Below are 17,437 nucleotides of genomic sequence, written 5' to 3'. Positions count from 1 at the left end.
CCAAATCCGTCACTCAGGGCCATAGCTTCTCTACGCTCCGTGACGAAATGCGAGGTGAGCGGCACTGCGTGCATCCGGACCGCCCCGTAGCGTGGCCGCCCGGGGCCGGTCAGCCGGTGGTGCGTACCACGTTGCGCACCGGCTCCCCGGCGGCGAACCGGGTGAGCTGCGCGGCCAGCAGCCGCTTGGCGCGCGGCTCGAACGCCGAGGTGCTGCCGCCCACATGAGGTGTGATCAAGACATTCGGAGCATGCCAGAGAGGATGGCCCGACGGCAGCGGTTCCGGGTCGGTCACATCGAGCGCGGCCCGCAGTCGCCCTGACTCGAGTTCGGACAGCAGGGCCTTGGTGTCGACGACTCCGCCCCGGGCGACGTTGACGAGAAGGGCCCCGTCCCGCATCGCGGCGAGGAAGTCGGCGTCCACCAGCCCCTGCGTGGACGGGTTCAGCGGGGTGGAGAGAATGACGACGTCGGCCTCGGGCAGCAGCGCGGGGAGATCGTCGAGCGTGTGTACGGGACCGCGTGCGGTGGTCCGTGCGGAGCGCGCGACGCGCGCCACCCGCGCGCACTCGAAGGGGCCGAGCCGGTCCTCGATGGCCGAGCCGATGGAGCCGTACCCGACGATCAGCACGGACTTGTCGGCGAGCGCCGGGTAGAAGCCGGACCGCCACTCCTCCTTGTCCTGGCCGTGCACGAATCCGGGGATGCCGCGCAAGGAGGCCAGGATGAGGGCGAGCGTCAGCTCGGCGGTCGACGCCTCGTGCACCCCCTTGGCGTTGCAGAGGCGCACCCCCGCGCGCAGCAGTCCGAGGCCCGGCTCCACGTGGTCGATGCCCGCGGAGAGCGTCTGGACCACCTGGACGGTGCTCATGGCGGCGAGCGGCCGTACCGCGATCTCGGAACCCTTCATGTAGGGAACGACGTAGTAGGCGCAGTCGGCCGGATCGCCGGGGAAGTCCGGGCCACCGTCCCAGAAGAGGTAGTTGAGGCCTTCGGGCAGGGCGTCGATCTCGTCGGCCGGGAAGGGCAGCCATACGTCGGCAGTCGTCGCAGTCATGGTCAGGAGGCTATGCGACAGGCGTGCGAGTGCTCCAGGACGGCTGGCGCCGGACGCGGTTCGGCCAGAGGTTAGCTTTGGGTGCGGTACGGCCCCGTGACCGCGGGAACGAGGGAGGGTTCGGGGAGTTGGAGTGCAGGACTATCGGGGCGGCGGGGCTTGCCGTGGGCGCGGTCGGGCTGGGCTGTATGCCGATGAGCTGGGGCTACAGCGCATCGCAGCAGCGCGGCGACCGTTCGGTGCGGACGGTGCACGCGGCACTCGATGCGGGCGTCCGACTGCTCGACACCGCGGACATGTACGGGCCGTTCACCAACGAGCTGCTGGTAGGCCGGGCGCTCAAGGGCCGCCGGTCCGAGGCGTTCGTCTCCACCAAGTGCGGGCTTCTGGTGGGTGATCAGCACATCGTGGCCAACGGCCGGCCCGGGTATGTGCGGCGGGCCTGTGACGCCTCGCTGCGCCGGCTCCAGACGGATGTGATCGACCTGTACCAGCTGCACCGGGCCGACCCCGAGGTGCCGGTGGAGGAGACCTGGGGGGCGATGGCGGAGCTGGTGACGGCGGGCAAGGTCCGTTCGCTGGGGCTCTGCGCGGTGGGGGCGCACGCCCCGCGCAGGTCGGGCGCCGGGCCGTATGCGGGAACGATCCGGCAGTTGGCGCGGATTCAGCAGGTCTTCCCGGTCAGCGCCGTGGAGGCGGAGCTGTCGGTGTGGTCGCCGGAGGCGCTGGAGGAGCTGCTGCCCTGGTGCGCGGCGCGCGGGGTCGGGCTGCTGGCCGCGATGCCGCTGGGCAGCGGCTATCTGACCGGGACGCTGAAACCGGGCCAGGGGTTCGAGCCCGAGGATCTGCGGGCCAGGCATCCGCGGTTCACGGCGGAGATGATGGCGGCGAACCAGCCGGTGGTGGCCGGACTGCGGCGGATCGCGGAGCGGCGCGGGGCGACGGTGGCACAGGTGGCACTCGCGTGGGTGCTGCGCCAGGGCCCGCATGTGGTGCCGGTGCCGGGGGCGAAGCGGGAACGGTGGGCGGTGGAGAACGCGGGGGCGGCGGGGGTGGCCCTGGACGAGCGGGACCTGGCGGAGATCGCCGGGCTGCCCCCGGCGCGGGGCTCCTGGGACTGAGACCGCGCGCCCGGCGGAAGGTGGCGGGAGAATGGGCCGCACCGGGAACTCCTGGCATGGCCGCCGTGTATGAAACAGGTAGCAGGCGGCAAGCAGCAGGTAGTACGGGCAGAGAGTCGGACGGCCGTCGAAAGGATCGGTTCAGTGCGCGGTGCTGTGTTCGGAGCTGTTCAGTCCCCCGCGGTGCGCAGGGGGGTGGTGGCCGCGCTGGCGACGGCCTCGCTGCTCCTGTCCGCCGCGTGCTCCTCGGGCGGGGCGGAGGGATCACCGTCCGGTACGGCTTCCGCCTCACCGACCGCCTCGCGGAGCTCCGGCGCCCCCTCGCCGGGCGCGTCGGCCGACCAGCCGCCCGCCAAGGGCTCGGTGAAGGTGGTCTCGACGCTGACCGAGGGCCTGGAGTCGCCCTGGGGGCTGGCCGCGCTGCCGGACGGTGATCTGCTGGTCGCCTCACGGGACGAGGGGACCGTCCACCTCATCGACGGCGAGAGCGGGAAGCAGACGCTGCTGGGCTCGGTGCCCGGGGTGTCCCCGTCGGGCGAGGGCGGGCTGCTCGGGCTCGCCGTCTCCTCGACGTTCGGCGCGGACCAGCTGGTGTACGCCTACCTCACGACCACGTCCGACAACCGGATCGTACGGATGAGTTACGACGAGAGGCGCCCGGTGGGACAGCGGCTGGGGGCGCCGGACACCGTCTTGCGCGGCATCCCGAAGGGCAGCGTCCACAACGGCGGACGGATCGCGTTCGGTCCGGACAAGATGCTGTACGCGGGCACGGGCGAGACCGGGGACACGGGCCTGTCCCAGGACAAGGAGTCGCTGGCGGGCAAGATCCTTCGGATGACCCCCGACGGGGAGCCGGTGCACGGCAACCCCGAGGCGGACTCGGTGGTGTACTCGTACGGGCACCGCAATGTGCAGGGGCTCGCCTGGGACGCGCAGAAGCGGCTGTGGGCGGCCGAGTTCGGCCAGAACACCTGGGACGAACTGAACCTGATCGAGCCCGGCGGGAACTACGGCTGGCCCGAGGCCGAGGGCCGTGAGGGCGAAGAGGGGTTCATCGACCCGGTGGCCCAGTGGGAGACCTCCGAGGCCTCGCCCAGCGGGATCGCGTACGCCGAGGGCTCGATCTGGATGGCGGGGCTGCGCGGTGAGCGGCTCTGGCGGATTCCGCTGTCGGGCGAGAAGGCCGAGGAACCTTTGGCGGACCCCCAGTCGTTCCTGGATGAGGAGCACGGCCGCCTGCGTACGGTGGTGAGTGCGGGAAGCGACCGGATGTGGCTGGTCACCAGCAACACGGACGGCCGGGGGACGCCGAAGCCGGGAGACGACAGGATTCTCCTGGTGGAGGTGGAGTAGCCGCCCGTCCGCGCTGCGCGTCGGAGGGAGCACGGCCGGTGTTCAATTTCTTCGAGGAGCTGTTCGCCCCGGGGCGCAGGCACGCCGCGGACGAGCAGAAGCGGCTGGAGCTGAGCCGGGTGGACTTCGGCGTCGGCGATCCGGGCCGGGGGCCGATAGACCTGTCCTCCGGCAAGGTGACCGTCCGCGCCCCGGACACGGACCCGGGCTCGGGCGGTCCGCCCGAGCCCGGCCCCCGGCGTATGCGGCCGACAGCCCCCGAGCAGGACGCCGTGCTCGACCGGCCCCGCCCGGGAAGGCCGGTGAGCGGTCCGGAGCGCGGTGAGGACGAGGAGCATTAAGGGTCGGCAATCCCGCGTGGGCGGGCGCCGGACACCCCCTGGAAGTCTCCTCACGCGACCGGGTAGAGGCGGAGGCGGTGGGCCAGGGCTGCCGCCTCACCGCGGCTGGAGACGCCGAGCTTGGCCAGGATGTTGGAGACGTGCACGCTCGCGGTCTTCGGCGAGATGAACAGCTCCTCGGCGATCCTCCGGTTGGTGTGCCCGGCCGCGACCAGCCGGTGTACGTCCTGCTCGCGCGGGGTCAGCCCGAAGGACTCGACGGCGGCGATCGCGGGGCCGGCCTTCTCGTCGGTGAACGGCTCGGCCTCCTCCCCGGTGGCATCGACGGGTGCGGTCAGGATGACCGGGTGGTCCCCCTCGCCGGGGTCCGCCGTGTCCAGGGTGACCCTGGCCCGGGCCGCCAGCTGTCCGACCGCCTCGGCCAGCGGGCGGGCGCCGAGCCGTCGGGCGACCGTGTGGGCCCGGTGCAGCAGGGCCGTGGCGGTGGACCGGTCGCCGGGGGCGATGAGCAGGGACTCGGCCCAGCGGTGATGGATCCGGGCCAGTTCGTAGGGGCGGCTCAGCGGGCCGAAGGCCTCGGCGGCCCGTGCCCAGTGCTCAGGGGTGTCCGCGCCCTCCGCACGGGCCAGCTCCGCTTCGATGAAGACGCCGTGGGCGGCCCACACGGGCACGAGCAGCGGCAGGCTCTTCGCGCACCGGCGGATCAGGGCGAGGATCTCCGGCCGCCCGGCTTCGGCGGCGGGCAGCCCCCGGGCGTCCGCCTCGATCATGGCGGCGGACTGGAGCAGCGGCAGGGCGTAGCGCTGGGTGCCGGGCGGGAAGCCGGGCCGGGCCAGCTCCTGGAAGGCGGCCCGCGCCTCGGCGAGCCGTCCCTGCCCCGCCGCCAGCAGCATGCCGTGCTGGACCGGGGTGATCAGGTGCTGGGGCTGCGGGTCGCGCTGGCCGAAGTGCCTGCGGACCAGGGCGAGCAGTTCCTCCGCCTCGGCGATGTCCCCGCGGGCGACGGCCAGTTCGGTGCGGCGCTGGGCGGCGAGGCCCTTCGCCTTGGGGGACAGGGCGAGGCGGGCGGCCGACTCGGCGGCGGCCGCGCTCTGCGTCCAGTGGCCGAGGGAGAACAGGGACTGGGCCTGGTTGGCGTACACCCAGGCCCCGGAGTCGGCCAGGCCGTGGCTGTGGCAGACCTCGATGCCGTGGTCGGCGGCGGCCACGGCCTCCAGCGAACGGCCCATCGCCTCCAGGGAGGAGGCCAGATTGATGCTGGCCCGGCCCAGCAGCTGGACCAGTCGCAGTTTCTCGGCGCGGTCCCGAACCGCGTACATCTCGCCGAGGCCGTCCTCGATGCCGCCCGCGTCCGCGGTGAGCCAGCCCCGGGTGAGGCGGGCGTGCAGCTCGATGTACTCGTCGCCGACGAGCCGGGCGTACTCCACCGCACGGTCGCTGTCGGCCAGCGCCTGCGGGCCGGGCTGGTGCAGGGCCCGCCAACTGGCCACATTGGTCAGGACGTCGGCCTGCACGGCGGACGGCGGCAGACCCCGCACCAGCTCCTGCGCGGTGGCCAGCTCCTCCCACCCGTCACCCTTGTCGAGGCTCTGGACGAGCCGGGCGCGCTGCACCCAGAACCAGGCCTCGCGCAGCGGATCGGCCTCGGACCGCAGCACCCGCATGGCCTTCTTGGAGATGGCCAGGGCCCGCCCGCGGTCGCCGCCGAAGCGGGCGGCGACGGTGGCCTCGGCCATCACGTCCAGGTAGCGCAGGGGCGCGTTCTCCGGGTCGCAGCCGGAGGCCGGGTAGACCTCCGCGTAGTCGAAGGGGCGCAGGGTGGCGCGTACAGTGTCGGGCACGTCGTCCCACAGCTCCATCGCCCGCTCCAGCAGCCGCAGTTGCTCGGAGTGCGCATAGCGGCGCCGGGCCTCGACGGCGGCCTGGAGCACGGCGGGCAGGGCCTTGGCCGCGTCGTGGGCGGCGTACCAGTAGCTGGCGAGGCGGGTGGCGCGTTCGTCCTCCCGTACGAGGGACGGCTCGGCCTCCAGCGCCTCGGCATAGCGGCGGTTGAGGCGGGTGCGCTCCCCGGGCAGGAGGTCGTCGCTGACGGCCTCGCGGACCAGGGAATGCCGGAAGCGGTAACCGTCGCTGTCGGGTGCGGGTTGCAGCAGGTTGGCGCCGACGGCGGCCCGCAGCGCCTCGTTGAGGTCGTCCTCGTCGAGCCCGGCGACGGCGGCCAGCAGTTCGTGCTCGACGAAGGAACCGCCCTCCGCGGCGAGTCTGGCGACGCGCTGGGCGTGCTCGGGGAGCGCCTCCACGCGGACGAGCAGCAGGTCGCGGAGCGATTCGGTCAGGCCCGAGCCGTCTCCGCAGCACTCCAGGGAGCGGGCGAGCTCCTCGACGAAGAAGGCGTTGCCGTCGGAGCGGTCGAAGATCTCGTCGACGACCCCGGTATCGGGGGCCACGGCGAGAATCCCGGTGAGCTGGCGGCCGACCTCCTCGTGGCTGAACCGGTCGAGCTCGATGCGGGTGACGGTGCGCAACCGGTCCAGCTCCGCGAGGAGCGGGCGCAGAGGGTGGCGCCGGTGGATGTCGTCGGCGCGGTAGGTGCCGACGACCATGAGGCGGCCGCTGCGCAGCGTACGGAAGAGGTAGGCGAGCAGATGCCTGGTGGAGGCGTCCGCCCAGTGGAGGTCCTCCAGGACGAGGACGACCGCGCGGTCGGCGGAGATCCGTTCCAGGAGCCGGGCGGTGAGCTCGAAGAGACGGGCGATGCTGTGTTCGTCGGTGGCGTCCTGATGGACCTCGCCCAGTTCGGGCAGGAGCCGGGCGAGCTCGCCCTCCTGCCCGGCGCAGGCGGCGGCCATCTCCTCGGGCAGGGCGCGGCGCAGGGCGCGCAGTGCGGTGGGGAAGGGGGCGAACGGCAGGCCGTCGGCCCCGATCTCGACGCAGGCCCCGACGGCCACCACGGCGTCGCGCCGCTGGGCCGCCATGACGAACTGCTCGACCAGGCGGGTCTTGCCGACGCCTGCCTCCCCGCCGATCAGCAGTGCCTGCGGTTCGCCTGAAGCGGCGCGGGCGAGCCCCTCGGTGAGTGAGGCGAGCTCCTCGGCTCGCCCGACGAACACGCGGCTGACTGACCTGGTCTCCACGCCGCCGAGCATCGCATACGCGTCCGAGGAAACGGGACCCCTTTCCCGCATGGTGATCTTGCTCTCGGGGCGCGGCTCGGTGGTCGTCCCGGGCCGTGCCACCGTCAGGCGGCGCGGACGAAGCGGGTGCGCTCCTCGACCACCTTCCCTTCCGGGTCGCCGCGTCCGGTACGGCGGGCGGCGCGAAGGGCGCGGCGGGCCCGGCCGATCTCGCGCTCGGCGTCGGCCCGGCGGATCAGCTCGGCGGAGGCGCTGCGGTAGAGCTCGTACTCGTACATGGTGTTTCTCCCTGACTCCTGGTCATGGCAGCGGACCGGAGGGGCCGGAGGGTTGCCCGGCCGGTCTACCGGGGCCCTGTCTCCGCTGTGTTTCCACTGTCGTCGGCCAGGAGGGGGCGCCGCATCGGGCGAGTGCCGCATCTTCGCGGCGCCGGGGGCCTTAGGCGGGCACGCCCGGTGTCCGAGGAGTGAGCAGGAGCCTTAGGTCCGTGCCGTACCGGGCCCGGGCTTCGGCTCACCCCGGGCCCGGGTCAGCCGCCCGCGGGTGCGCCCGGGCTGGGCAGGGGGACGAAGAGGTCGAAGTACATGCCCGCGGAGATCAGTACGCCCAGTACGCCGAGGGCGACGCCGGCCAGGGCGACCGCCCGGACCCAGGCGGGCTGCGGCCGGTCGGAGGGGGCGCCGAAGGCGGGGCGGACGAGGACGAAGACGCCGACGAGGAGGGCCAGGACGGCGAAGACGCCGTTGACCAGGGCGGTGGTGTGCCAGGCGTCCCCGTAGATCGCGGAGATCTGCTCGGCCGCGCTGGAGCCGCCGGCCGTCTGGATCTGGCCCATCAGGGTCTCGCGCTCGGCGGCGACCCGGCCCGACCAGGCGCCGGTCAGGGCGACGACGCCGAGGGCGGCGGAGACGACGGCCGCCGCGCCCGCGCCGACGCCGTGCCGGGCCTCGGTGAAGGGGTCGGGCTCCAGGTCGTCGGGCTCCAAGTCGTCGGGCTCCAGGTCGTCGGCCTCGGCCTCATTGGAAGCCTCGGCCTGGGTGAAGGTCTGGGCCTCCTTGGAAGCCTCAGCCTCGCCGGAGGCCCCGGTCTCGCCGGAAGCCCCGGTCTCCGGCGCCCCCTCCGTGGGCGGGCCCTCCGTAACGGCGGCGCCGTCGGTGCTCTTCTCGGGGTCGTCGGCGGGCGCGGTCGTCTTGGAGGGGGTGGTCTTCATACGCCGCACGCTAGGGGCCCCGGATGAGAGCGCCCTTAACGCAAGGGCCGGAATCCGCGAGACCCCGGCCTCACTCGAATCTCAGCGCCCGGCGCGGGCCCGCCATTCCGGGGCGAGGACGGACCAGACCTCCGAGTCGTGGCGTACGCCCCGGTAGAGGTAGTTCTGCCGGATCACCCCGTCGCGGGTCATGCCGAGCCGCTCGGCGACCGCGATCGAGCGGGTGTTGGCGGCGGAGGCGTCCCACTCCACGCGGTGCATGCCGCGCTCGTACACCGCCCAGTCGATCAGGCGCTCGGCGGCGCGGGTGATCAGGCCGCGGCCCTGGGCGGCGGGCTCCAGCCAGACGCCGATCTCGCAGTTGCCGGACTCCGCGTCGAAGATCCGGAACATGACACCGCCGACGAGGGTGTCCGCCAGCCAGATGCCGTACAGCCGCCCGGTGTCCGTCGCCTGCTTCTCCGCGTACTTCAGGAGCAGAGCGCGCGCCGAGTCCAGGTCGGTGGCGAAGGAGGCGAACGGAATCCAGGGGTCGACCAGCTCCCGGGCCCGGTCCATGTGGGCGAGGAACTCCTCGGCCTGCCAGACCTCCAGCGGGCGCAGCTCCGCCTGGTCGTCACCCAGGGATATGGCGAACATCGTGCTCCTCCTCGGCGGGCCGGACCGTCACCGCCCCGGCGCCCTCGTCCGTACCGCGTGCTCCCGGGATCCTCGCATGCAGCGGTACACAGTCGGGCGGCTCGATGCTGATCCGGGGCAGCCGCCGGTCCAGCCAGCCCGGCAGCCACCAGTTCGCGCCGCCGAGCATGTGCATGAGCGCGGGCACGAGCAGGGTGCGCAGGACGAAGGCGTCCAGGGCCACGGCGGTGGCCAGCGCGATGCCGAACATGGCGATCACCCGGTCGCCGCTGAGGACGAAGGCGAGGAAGACGGAGATCATGATCACGGCGGCGGAGTTGATCACCCGGCTGGTCTCGGCGAGGCCGACCCGGACCGCCCGCCGGTTGTCGCCGGTCTCCAACCACTCCTCGTACATCCGGCCGACCAGGAAGACCTGGTAGTCCATGGAGAGCCCGAAGAGGACCGAGACCATGATCACGGGGAGGAAGGGTTCGATGGGGCCGGCGCTTCCGAGGCCGAGCAGCTCACTCCCCCAGCCCCACTGGAAGACGGCGACGACGACGCCGAAGGAGGAGGCGACGGCGGCCACGTTCATGACCGCGGCCTTGACGGGGATGCCGATGGAGCGGAAGGCGAGGAGCAGCAGCAGACAGCCGAGTCCGATGACGACCCCGACGAAGAGCGGCAGCTTGCCGACGATGATCTCGGCGAAGTCGTCGTAGCTCGCCGTCACCCCGCCGACGTACGCCTCCAGAGACGTCTTGTCCTGGACCGTCGGCAGCACGTCCGCCCGGATGCGGTCGACCAGCTCGCTGGTCTCCTGCGACTGGGGCGCGGAGTCGGGTACGACGGTGAGGAAGGCGGTGTCGCCGCTGCTGTTGTACGTGACCGGGCCGACCGAGGCGACGCCCTCGGTGGTGCGCAGCGTCTCGGGCAGCGAGTCCAGGGCGAGCCGGTCGTCCGCCCCGTCGAGCTGGGCGGCGATGGTGAGGGGGCCGTTGACGCCGGGGCCGAAGCCGTCGGCCAGCAGGTCGTAGGCCTGCCGGGTGGTGGCGGTGGCCGGGTTGTTGCCCTGGTCGGAGGTGCCCAGGTGGAGGCCGAGGGCGGGCAGGGCGAGGACCACCATGACGACGGCCGCGATTCCGCCGAGCAGCTTGGGGTGGCGCTCCACGAAGGCGGACCAGCGGGCGGCGAAGCCGGTGGGCAGGTCGGGGCGCGGTCCGTGTTCGGCGAGCCGCCGGCGTTCGCGGCGGCTGAGGGCCCGCATCCCGATGAGGGAGAGCAGGGCGGGCAGCAGGGTGACGGAGGCCAGGACCGTCAGGACGACGGTGAGGGAGGCGGCGATGGCGACGCCGTTGAGGAAGCTGAGGCGCAGGATCAGCATGCCGAGCAGCGCGATGCAGACGGTCGCCCCCGCGAAGACGACCGCGCGCCCGGTGGTCGTGACGGCGTTCCGTGCCGCTTCGTCGACCGGCATACCGCGCCGGAGACCTCTGCGGTGCCGGGTGACGATGAACAGGGCGTAGTCGATGCCGACGCCGAGCCCGATGAGCATGCCCAGCATCGGGGCGAAGTCCGCGACGGTCATCGCGTGGCCGAGCAGCACGATGCCCGCGTAGGCGGTGCCGACGGAGACCAGGGCGGTGGCGATGGGCAGCAGGCTGGCGGCGAGCGAGCCGAAGGCGAGGAAGAGGACGACGGCCGCGACGGCGACACCGACGACTTCGGCGATGTGCGCGGAGGGGGCTTCGGTGAGGGCGACGACGCTTCCGCCCAGCTCGACCTGGAGCCCGTCGGCCTCGGCGCCCTGCGCGGTGTCCACGAGGGCCTGGGCCTGGGAGGCCGTGATCTCGTCGGCGGGGCGGTCGAAGGCGACCGTGGCGTAGGCGCTGTGGCCGTCCTCGCTGATCTGGCCGGTGCCGGAGGCTCCGTAGGGGCTGGTGACGCTTCCGACGCCGGGCAGGTCCTCGATCGCGTGGAGCGTCCGGGTCATCGTCTGTTCGACGTCGGCGGCCCGGACCGTGGAGTCGGACGTGTGCCAGACCACGGTGCCGGTGTCACCGCCGAGGTCGGTGAAACCGCGCGAGAGGAGCTCGGTGGCCCGGCCGGATTCCGTGCCGGGCACCTCGTAGTCGTTGGAGTACGCGGAACCCGCGAACCCCGCCGCGGCGGCGGTGCCGCCCAGGGCGGCGAGCCAGATGAGGACGGCGAGAAGGCGGTGCTTGATGCACCAGCGGGCAATGGCGGCCAACTGACGGGCTCCCTGCGGGTTCGTGGACCTTTACCCGCAGATGGAGTGATCTGCCCGTAAACGTCGCATGACCTGAGGCTGCCACTCTCTCAGCAGAAAGTGATCCTTTGTCCCTTTCGTGGCCATGGTCACAGGGCCTGATCCGGTCCTTGTACGGGATGCACCGGGCCCTGTGACTCGCCTGCCGGGGTCAGCCGGAGACGCTCGCGCGGCCGTTCTCGATGTGCCCCATGAGCCGCCGCCGGAAGCCGTCCTCCCCGTCGGCCGTGACGGCGAGGTCGTACCAGCCGTGGGCGTCGGCCGCGGAGTGCACGACCGTACGGCGGCGGCCCGGCTTGACGGTGATGCGGCGGGTCCAGTCCCGCAGGTCGTCCTCGTCGACGTACCCGAGCGGCCGGACCAGGAAGGTCAGCGGGCGGCGGCCGGTGTTGCGCAGGACGAGGTGGAGGTCGCGCTCGCGGGTGTCGATACGGGTGGTGACCTCGGCTCCCCCGCCGGCAGGCCCGGCGAACTCGCGCCGGAAGCCGTTCGGGCCGGTGACGGTGAAGCGGTACGCATCCCCGGTCAGCGGTACGGTCCAGTGCGCGGCACCCCGGACGTCCCGGTGCTGCGGGGCCGGGAACTCACCGGCGTACGGGTAGAGCGTGAAGTGCGCCGAGGACCGCCCGGTGTTCCCCAGCTCCACCCGCAGGCTTCCGCCCAACCTCCTGACCTGCGCGTCCAGCTGGTACGGCAGCGGGCGCGCCGGGCGTACGCCGGGCTCCTGGACCGGGATGTGCTGGACGGCGGGCGGCCTCGGCTGCCAGCGGCCCCCGAACGGCGGGATCGCCCCGGGCGCCTCGACGGCGGGCTGCCGCCGGGGCCGGGAGAAGTCGAAGGCGGAGGTGAGATCGCCGGTGACGCGGCGGCGCCAGTCGCCGATGTTGGGCTCCTTCACACCGGTCCAGCGCTCCAGGAAGCGGATGACGGAGGTGTGGTCGAAGACCTCGGAGCAGACGTATCCGCCGACGGTCCAGGGCGAGACGACGAGCAGCGGCACCCGTATCCCGAGGCCGGTCGGGCGGCCGTCCCACTGCTCCTCAGTCTCCTCGGGGGGTGCGACGGGCGGCGGGACGTGGTCGAAGAAGCCGTCGTTCTCGTCGTAGTTGATCAGCACGGCGGTGTGCCGCCACACATCCGGGTGCTTGCCGAGCGCGTCGAGGATCTTGTAGACGACGGTCGCGCTGTGCACGGGCGAGGAGACGCTCGGGTGCTCGGAGTCGACCGCCGAGGGCACCAGGTAGGAGACTTCCGGCAGCGTCCCGGCCGCCACGTCCTCGGCGAACGCGTCGGCGAGGGTCCCGGTCGGCACCCGGCGCAGCCCTCGCTCGAAGAGACTGCGCTCGTGCCGGGTGAGCGTGTCCACGCCCTCCTCCAGCAGTGCGAGCAGCCGCTCGCGCTCGGCCTCGGACGCGCCCCGGACCTCGGCGTAGAACGCCTCCATGTACGTGTGACCGCCGGTCCTGGCGAGCGCCTTGCGGGCGATCGCCTTGAAGGTGGCGTAGAACTCGATCTGGTTGTCGGTGAAGTTCTCCCACTCGGTGTACGTACGCCAGGTGCGGCCCGCCTTCTCCAGCCGCTCGGCGTAGGTGGACCAGTCGTAGCCGGGATGGCTGCCCTCGTTGTACGCGTCGTTGCCGACGGCCCGTTTCCCGTTCGCCTCGAAACCGGTCTTCCCGCTCCACAGGTGGTTGCGGTTGGGGCTGGTGGAGGTGTGGATGGAGGAGTGGTAGGCGTCGCAGACGGTGAAGGTGTCGGCCAGCTCGTAGTGGAGCGGGATGTCGCGGCGGTCGTAGTACGCCATGGTGGCGGCGGTCTTGGCGCTGATCCAGCCGTTCATCCAGCCGCCGCCCCAGGCCGTCGCGCCGCCGTTCCAGGAGTGGTCGAGGGCGCCGATGTACTGGAGGTCCTTCTCCTGCTCCTCGGCCGCCCCGCGCACGGGGAAGGGCAGGACGGTGGAGCCGGAGGGGCCGGGCTGCTCGAAGACGGTCCCGCCGGTGGGCAGCTCGATGGCGTTGCGGTCGCCGAAGCCGCGTACGCCGCGCAAGGTGCCGAAGTAGTGGTCGAAGGAACGGTTCTCCTGCATCAGGATCACCACGTGCTTGATGGACCTCAGCCCTCCGCCGGCGGACCCCGCGTGGGCAGGCTGCGCGGCGATGGCGGCCTGGAGCGACGGCGGCAGGAACGATCCGGCCGCAGCGGCGCCGAGCGCGCCTCCGCCGAGCGCGAAGAGCCGTCGCCGTGACATGTCCGTGGTCAAGAGAGCCTCCCGGTTCAGGTGGTTACAGCCTGGAAGCTAGTCAGACCGGGTAGCGGCGGGAAGGACTGCGTACGGCCCGGTGGTGAACGTCCAACAGGTCGGACCGGAAAGTCCAACCGGCCCCGGTCCGCCACTCGTACGCCGAAGGGGCGGCGCGCCCGCGCCATGCGGGTGCACCGCCCCTTCAGGGCTGTGTTCAGCCGAGGGATCAGCCCTCGACGCCGAGCTTCTCCAGGATCAGCTCGCGCACCCGGGCCGCGTCCGCCTGGCCGCGGGTGGCCTTCATGACCGCGCCGACGAGCGCGCCCGCCGCCGCGACCTTGCCGCCGCGGATCTTGTCCGCGATGGCCGCGTTGCCCGCGATGGCCTCGTCCACGGCCGTGGACAGGGCGCCCTCGTCCGAGACGACCTTCAGGCCGCGCTTCTCGACGACGGTGTCCGGGTCGCCCTCGCCCGCGAGAACGCCCTCGATGACCTGGCGGGCCAGCTTGTCGTTGAGGTCGCCCGCGGCGACGAGCGCGGCCACCCGGGCCACCTGGGCCGGGGTGATCGGGAGCTCGTCCAGGCCGCGGCCGGTCTCGTTGGCGTTACGGGCCAGCTCACCCATCCACCACTTGCGGGCCTGGTCGGAGGGGGCGCCCGCCTCGATCGTGGCGACGATCAGGTCGACCGCGCCCGCGTTGAGGATGGACTGCATGTCGTGCTCGGAGACGCCCCACTCCTCCTTGAGCCGCGCCCGGCGCAGCCGGGGCAGCTCGGGGAGGCCCTTGCGCAGCTCCTCGACCCACTCGCGCGCGGGCGCGACGGGGACCAGGTCCGGCTCGGGGAAGTAGCGGTAGTCCTCGGCGTTGTCCTTGATGCGGCCGGCCGTGGTGGAGCCGTCCTCCTCGTGGAAGTGCCGGGTCTCCTGCACGATCGTGCCGCCCGAGGACAGAACGGCCGCGTGGCGCTGGATCTCGAAGCGCGCGGCCCGCTCGACGGAACGCAGCGAGTTCACGTTCTTCGTCTCGGAGCGCGTACCGAACTTCTCGGTGCCGTTGGGCCGCAGCGACAGGTTGACGTCGCAGCGCATCTGGCCCATCTCCATGCGCGCCTCGGAGACCCCGAGGGCCTTGATCAGCTCGCGGAGCTCGGCGACGTACGCCTTGGCGACCTCGGGGGCGCGGGCGCCCGCGCCCTCGATCGGCTTGGTGACGATCTCGATGAGCGGGATACCGGCCCGGTTGTAGTCGAGCAGGGAGTGGGACGCGCCGTGGATACGGCCGGTGGCACCCCCGACGTGCGTCGACTTGCCGGTGTCCTCCTCCATGTGGGCGCGCTCGATCTCCACGCGGAAGATCTCGCCGTCCTCCAGCTGGACGTCCAGATAGCCGTTGAAGGCGATCGGCTCGTCGTACTGGGAGGTCTGGAAGTTCTTCGGCATGTCCGGATAGAAGTAGTTCTTCCGGGCGAAGCGGCACCACTCGGCGATCTCGCAGTGCAGCGCGAGACCGATCTTGATGGCGGATTCGACGCCGATCTCGTTGACCACCGGCAGCGCGCCGGGCAGCCCGAGACAGACCGGGCAGGTCTGGGAGTTGGCGTCCTGCTTCAGCTCCGTGGAGCAGCCGCAGAACATCTTCGTCTTGGTGCCGAGCTCGACATGGACTTCGAGGCCCATGACGGGGTCGTAGGACGCGAGCGCGTCCTCGTACGACACCAGGTCAGTGACAGTCACGGTGAAACTTTCCCTCTCAGCCCAGCAGAACGTCGTCGTCGCCGAGACGCTTCAGTTCGCGATAGAGGATCGCGAGTCCGGTGACGATGGCGGCCGCGGAGACCGCCGCATCGACGAGCCGCAGCACGTCGTTGTCCTGGCGGGCGAGCTTCGCCTGCTTGGCGATGCTGATCGCGCCGAACGCGGTACTGCCGAGCGAGACGTACAGCCCGGTCTTGGACTTCTTGAAGTTACTGGCCTTCTTTGCCATGGCACTCACAGCGACGGAGCCTCCTCAAGCAGCGGGTGCCCCCACTTTTCCACGAAGGCGGACTCGACGGCCGCGCCGACCTTGTAGAGCCGGTCGTCCTTCATGGCGGGGGCGATGATCTGCAGCCCGACCGGCAGACCGTCCTCCGGGGCCAGGCCGCAGGGCAGCGACATGGCGGAGTTTCCGGCCAGGTTGGTCGGGATGGTGCACAGGTCCGCGAGATACATCGCCATCGGGTCGTCGGCGCGCTCGCCGATCGGGAAGGCGGTGGTCGGGGTCGTCGGGGAGACGATCACGTCGACCTGCTCGAAGGCCTTCTCGAAGTCCTGGGTGATGAGCGTGCGGACCTTCTGGGCCGAGCCGTAGTACGCGTCGTAGTAGCCGGAGCTGAGCGCGTACGTCCCCAGGATGACGCGGCGCTTGACCTCGTCGCCGAAGCCCGCCTCGCGGGTCAGCGCGGTGACCTCCTCGGCCGACTTCGTACCGTCGTCGCCGACCCGCAGGCCGTAGCGCATGGCGTCGAAGCGGGCCAGGTTGGAGGAGCACTCGGAGGGCGCGATCAGGTAGTACGCGGAGAGCGCCAGGTCGAAGGAGGGGCAGTCCAGCTCGACGATCGTGGCGCCGAGCGACTTCAGCAGCTCGACCGACTCGTCGAAGCGCTGGAGCACACCGGCCTGGTAGCCCTCGCCGCGGAACTGCTTGACGACACCGACGCGCATGCCCTGTACGGAGCCGTTGCGGGCGGCCTCGACGACCGGCGGGACCGGGGCGTCGATGGAGGTCGAGTCCAGCGGGTCGTGCCCGGCGATCGCCTCGTGGAGCAGCGCCGCGTCCAGGACCGTACGGGCGCAGGGCCCGCCCTGGTCGAGGGAGGACGAGAAGGCGACCATGCCGTAGCGGGAGACGCCGCCGTAGGTGGGCTTGACGCCGACCGTGCCGGTGACGGCGGCGGGCTGGCGGATCGAGCCGCCGGTGTCCGTGCCGATGGCGAGCGGGGCCTCGTAGGAGGCGAGGGCCGCGGAGGAACCGCCGCCGGAGCCGCCGGGGATGCGGGTGAGGTCCCAGGGGTTGCCGGTGGGGCCGTAGGCGCTGTTCTCGGTGGAGGACCCCATGGCGAACTCGTCCATGTTGGTCTTGCCGAGGATGACGACGTCGGCGGCGCGCAGCTTCCGCGTGAGCGTGGCGTCGTACGGCGGGACCCAGCCCTCAAGGATCTTGGAACCGACGGTGGTCGGCATGTCCTTGGTGGTGAAGATGTCCTTCAGCGCGAGCGGGACCCCGGCCAGCGGGCCGAGCTTCTCGCCCGCCTCGCGCTTGGCGTCCACGGCACGGGCCTGGGCGAGCGCGCCTTCGCGGTCGATGTGCAGGAAGGCGTGGACCTTCTCGTCGACCGCGTCGATCCGGGCGAGGTGGGCCTCGGTGACCTCGACGGCGGTGAGCTCGCCGGAGGCGATCTTCGCGGCGATCTCGGCCGCGGTGAGCTTGATGATGGTGCTGATGTCCGTCATGGCGGTTAGTCCTCCCCCAGGATCTGCGGCACCTTGAAACGCTGCTGCTCCTGGGCCGGGGCGCCGGAGAGCGCCTGCGCGGGGGTGAGCGACGGACGGACCTCGTCCGCGCGCATGACGTTGGTCAGCGGCAGCGGGTGGGAGGTCGGCGGTACGTCTTGGTCGGCGACCTCGGAGACGCGGGCGACCGCGCCGATGATGTCGTCGAGCTGACCGGCGAAGTGATCGAGCTCTTCGCCCTTCAGCTCCAGACGCGCCAGCCGGGCGAGGTGGGCGACCTCCTCGCGCGTGATGCCAGGCATGCAGCGATCCTCAGGGGTTGGTGTGTGGTTGTGGCCGGGGGTCGGCGGCGCATCTCCACCGTCCGTCCGAAGGACGGCCGCGCGGCGTCCGGTGCGTGCGATCGCAAGGCGCCGGAGCGCCCTCGTGGCGGAGCCACGTGGGCGATTCGGCAACGCGGCGAGCGTGCGTGCCAGGCGTCGGGCGGCAGGCGGAAATGTGCCACCGACCCCCAATCCTATGGGGTCCACCGGGGAGGGGTGCCCCGCCCCGATCGGCCCGCCCCTTTCGGT

General features: G+C 72.0%; 14 protein-coding genes. 3 read left to right on the top strand and 11 right to left on the bottom strand.

Features of this window, described 5'->3' with window-relative positions; translation table 11 throughout:
* Positions 1 to 109: 109 nt before the first annotated feature.
* Positions 110 to 1,057 carry a 2-hydroxyacid dehydrogenase gene (locus CIB93_RS11495; protein WP_096626684.1) on the bottom strand — a complete coding sequence of 316 codons (948 nt, stop codon included), beginning with the start codon at positions 1,055 to 1,057 and terminating at the stop codon, positions 110 to 112.
* Between the two features lie 164 nt (positions 1,058 to 1,221).
* On the opposite strand from CIB93_RS11495, the gene CIB93_RS11490 reads away from it, so the two are divergent.
* From CIB93_RS11490 to CIB93_RS11480, 3 genes are all read left to right on the top strand, one after another.
* Positions 1,222 to 2,178, top strand: coding sequence for an aldo/keto reductase (locus CIB93_RS11490; protein WP_179500066.1), 957 nt, complete (start codon positions 1,222 to 1,224; stop codon positions 2,176 to 2,178).
* A 144-nt stretch (positions 2,179 to 2,322) separates the two neighbouring features.
* Positions 2,323 to 3,534, top strand: a complete 1,212-nt coding sequence (locus CIB93_RS11485; RefSeq protein WP_096626682.1) for a sorbosone dehydrogenase family protein — start codon at positions 2,323 to 2,325, stop codon at positions 3,532 to 3,534.
* 38 nt (positions 3,535 to 3,572) lie between these two features.
* Positions 3,573 to 3,875, top strand: coding sequence for a DUF6191 domain-containing protein (locus CIB93_RS11480; protein ID WP_096626681.1), 303 nt, complete (start codon positions 3,573 to 3,575; stop codon positions 3,873 to 3,875).
* A 50-nt stretch (positions 3,876 to 3,925) separates the two neighbouring features.
* Here CIB93_RS11480 and CIB93_RS11475 read toward each other — a convergent pair whose 3' ends face one another.
* The 10 genes from CIB93_RS11475 to gatC all read right to left on the bottom strand — a co-directional run bounded on the left by CIB93_RS11475 (position 3,926) and on the right by gatC (position 17,167).
* Positions 3,926 to 7,021, bottom strand: coding sequence for a helix-turn-helix transcriptional regulator (locus CIB93_RS11475; RefSeq protein WP_179500065.1), 3,096 nt, complete (start codon positions 7,019 to 7,021; stop codon positions 3,926 to 3,928).
* A gap of 92 nt (positions 7,022 to 7,113) precedes the next feature.
* Positions 7,114 to 7,287: a hypothetical protein gene (locus tag CIB93_RS37845; RefSeq protein ID WP_179500062.1), complete on the bottom strand. Its 174-nt coding sequence runs from the start codon at positions 7,285 to 7,287 to the stop codon at positions 7,114 to 7,116.
* A gap of 251 nt (positions 7,288 to 7,538) precedes the next feature.
* Positions 7,539 to 8,228 carry a hypothetical protein gene (locus tag CIB93_RS11470; protein WP_373558737.1) on the bottom strand — a complete coding sequence of 230 codons (690 nt, stop codon included), beginning with the start codon at positions 8,226 to 8,228 and terminating at the stop codon, positions 7,539 to 7,541.
* A gap of 72 nt (positions 8,229 to 8,300) precedes the next feature.
* The gene (locus tag CIB93_RS11465; RefSeq protein WP_096626679.1) at positions 8,301 to 8,858 is read right to left on the bottom strand and encodes a GNAT family N-acetyltransferase; all 558 of its coding nucleotides are present in this window, start codon (positions 8,856 to 8,858) and stop codon (positions 8,301 to 8,303) included.
* Positions 8,836 to 11,091, bottom strand: coding sequence for an efflux RND transporter permease subunit (locus tag CIB93_RS11460; RefSeq protein WP_096626678.1), 2,256 nt, complete (start codon positions 11,089 to 11,091; stop codon positions 8,836 to 8,838). The genes CIB93_RS11465 and CIB93_RS11460 overlap by 23 nt, the downstream gene beginning before the upstream one ends.
* Before the next feature lie 190 nt (positions 11,092 to 11,281).
* The gene (locus tag CIB93_RS11455; RefSeq protein ID WP_096626677.1) at positions 11,282 to 13,390 is read right to left on the bottom strand and encodes a phosphocholine-specific phospholipase C; all 2,109 of its coding nucleotides are present in this window, start codon (positions 13,388 to 13,390) and stop codon (positions 11,282 to 11,284) included.
* 208 nt (positions 13,391 to 13,598) lie between these two features.
* Positions 13,599 to 15,107, bottom strand: a complete 1,509-nt coding sequence (gene gatB / locus CIB93_RS11450) for an Asp-tRNA(Asn)/Glu-tRNA(Gln) amidotransferase subunit GatB (protein WP_096626676.1) — start codon at positions 15,105 to 15,107, stop codon at positions 13,599 to 13,601.
* Positions 15,108 to 15,123: 16 nt separating this feature from the next.
* Entirely contained in the window at positions 15,124 to 15,357 is a 234-nt protein-coding gene (locus tag CIB93_RS11445; protein WP_018492329.1) for a hypothetical protein, read from the bottom strand.
* A gap of 5 nt (positions 15,358 to 15,362) precedes the next feature.
* A complete protein-coding gene (gatA, locus tag CIB93_RS11440) occupies positions 15,363 to 16,865 on the bottom strand; it encodes an Asp-tRNA(Asn)/Glu-tRNA(Gln) amidotransferase subunit GatA (protein WP_096626675.1) in 1,503 nt (500 codons plus the stop codon).
* 5 nt (positions 16,866 to 16,870) lie between these two features.
* On the bottom strand, positions 16,871 to 17,167 hold the full coding sequence (gatC, locus tag CIB93_RS11435) for an Asp-tRNA(Asn)/Glu-tRNA(Gln) amidotransferase subunit GatC (RefSeq protein WP_003966094.1): 297 nt from the start codon (positions 17,165 to 17,167) through the stop codon (positions 16,871 to 16,873).
* Positions 17,168 to 17,437 lie beyond the last annotated feature (270 nt).

This window comes from Streptomyces sp. WZ.A104, assembly GCF_002382885.1.
Lineage (GTDB): Bacteria > Actinomycetota > Actinomycetes > Streptomycetales > Streptomycetaceae > Streptomyces.
This window is presented reverse-complemented; position numbering and strand designations above follow the sequence as displayed.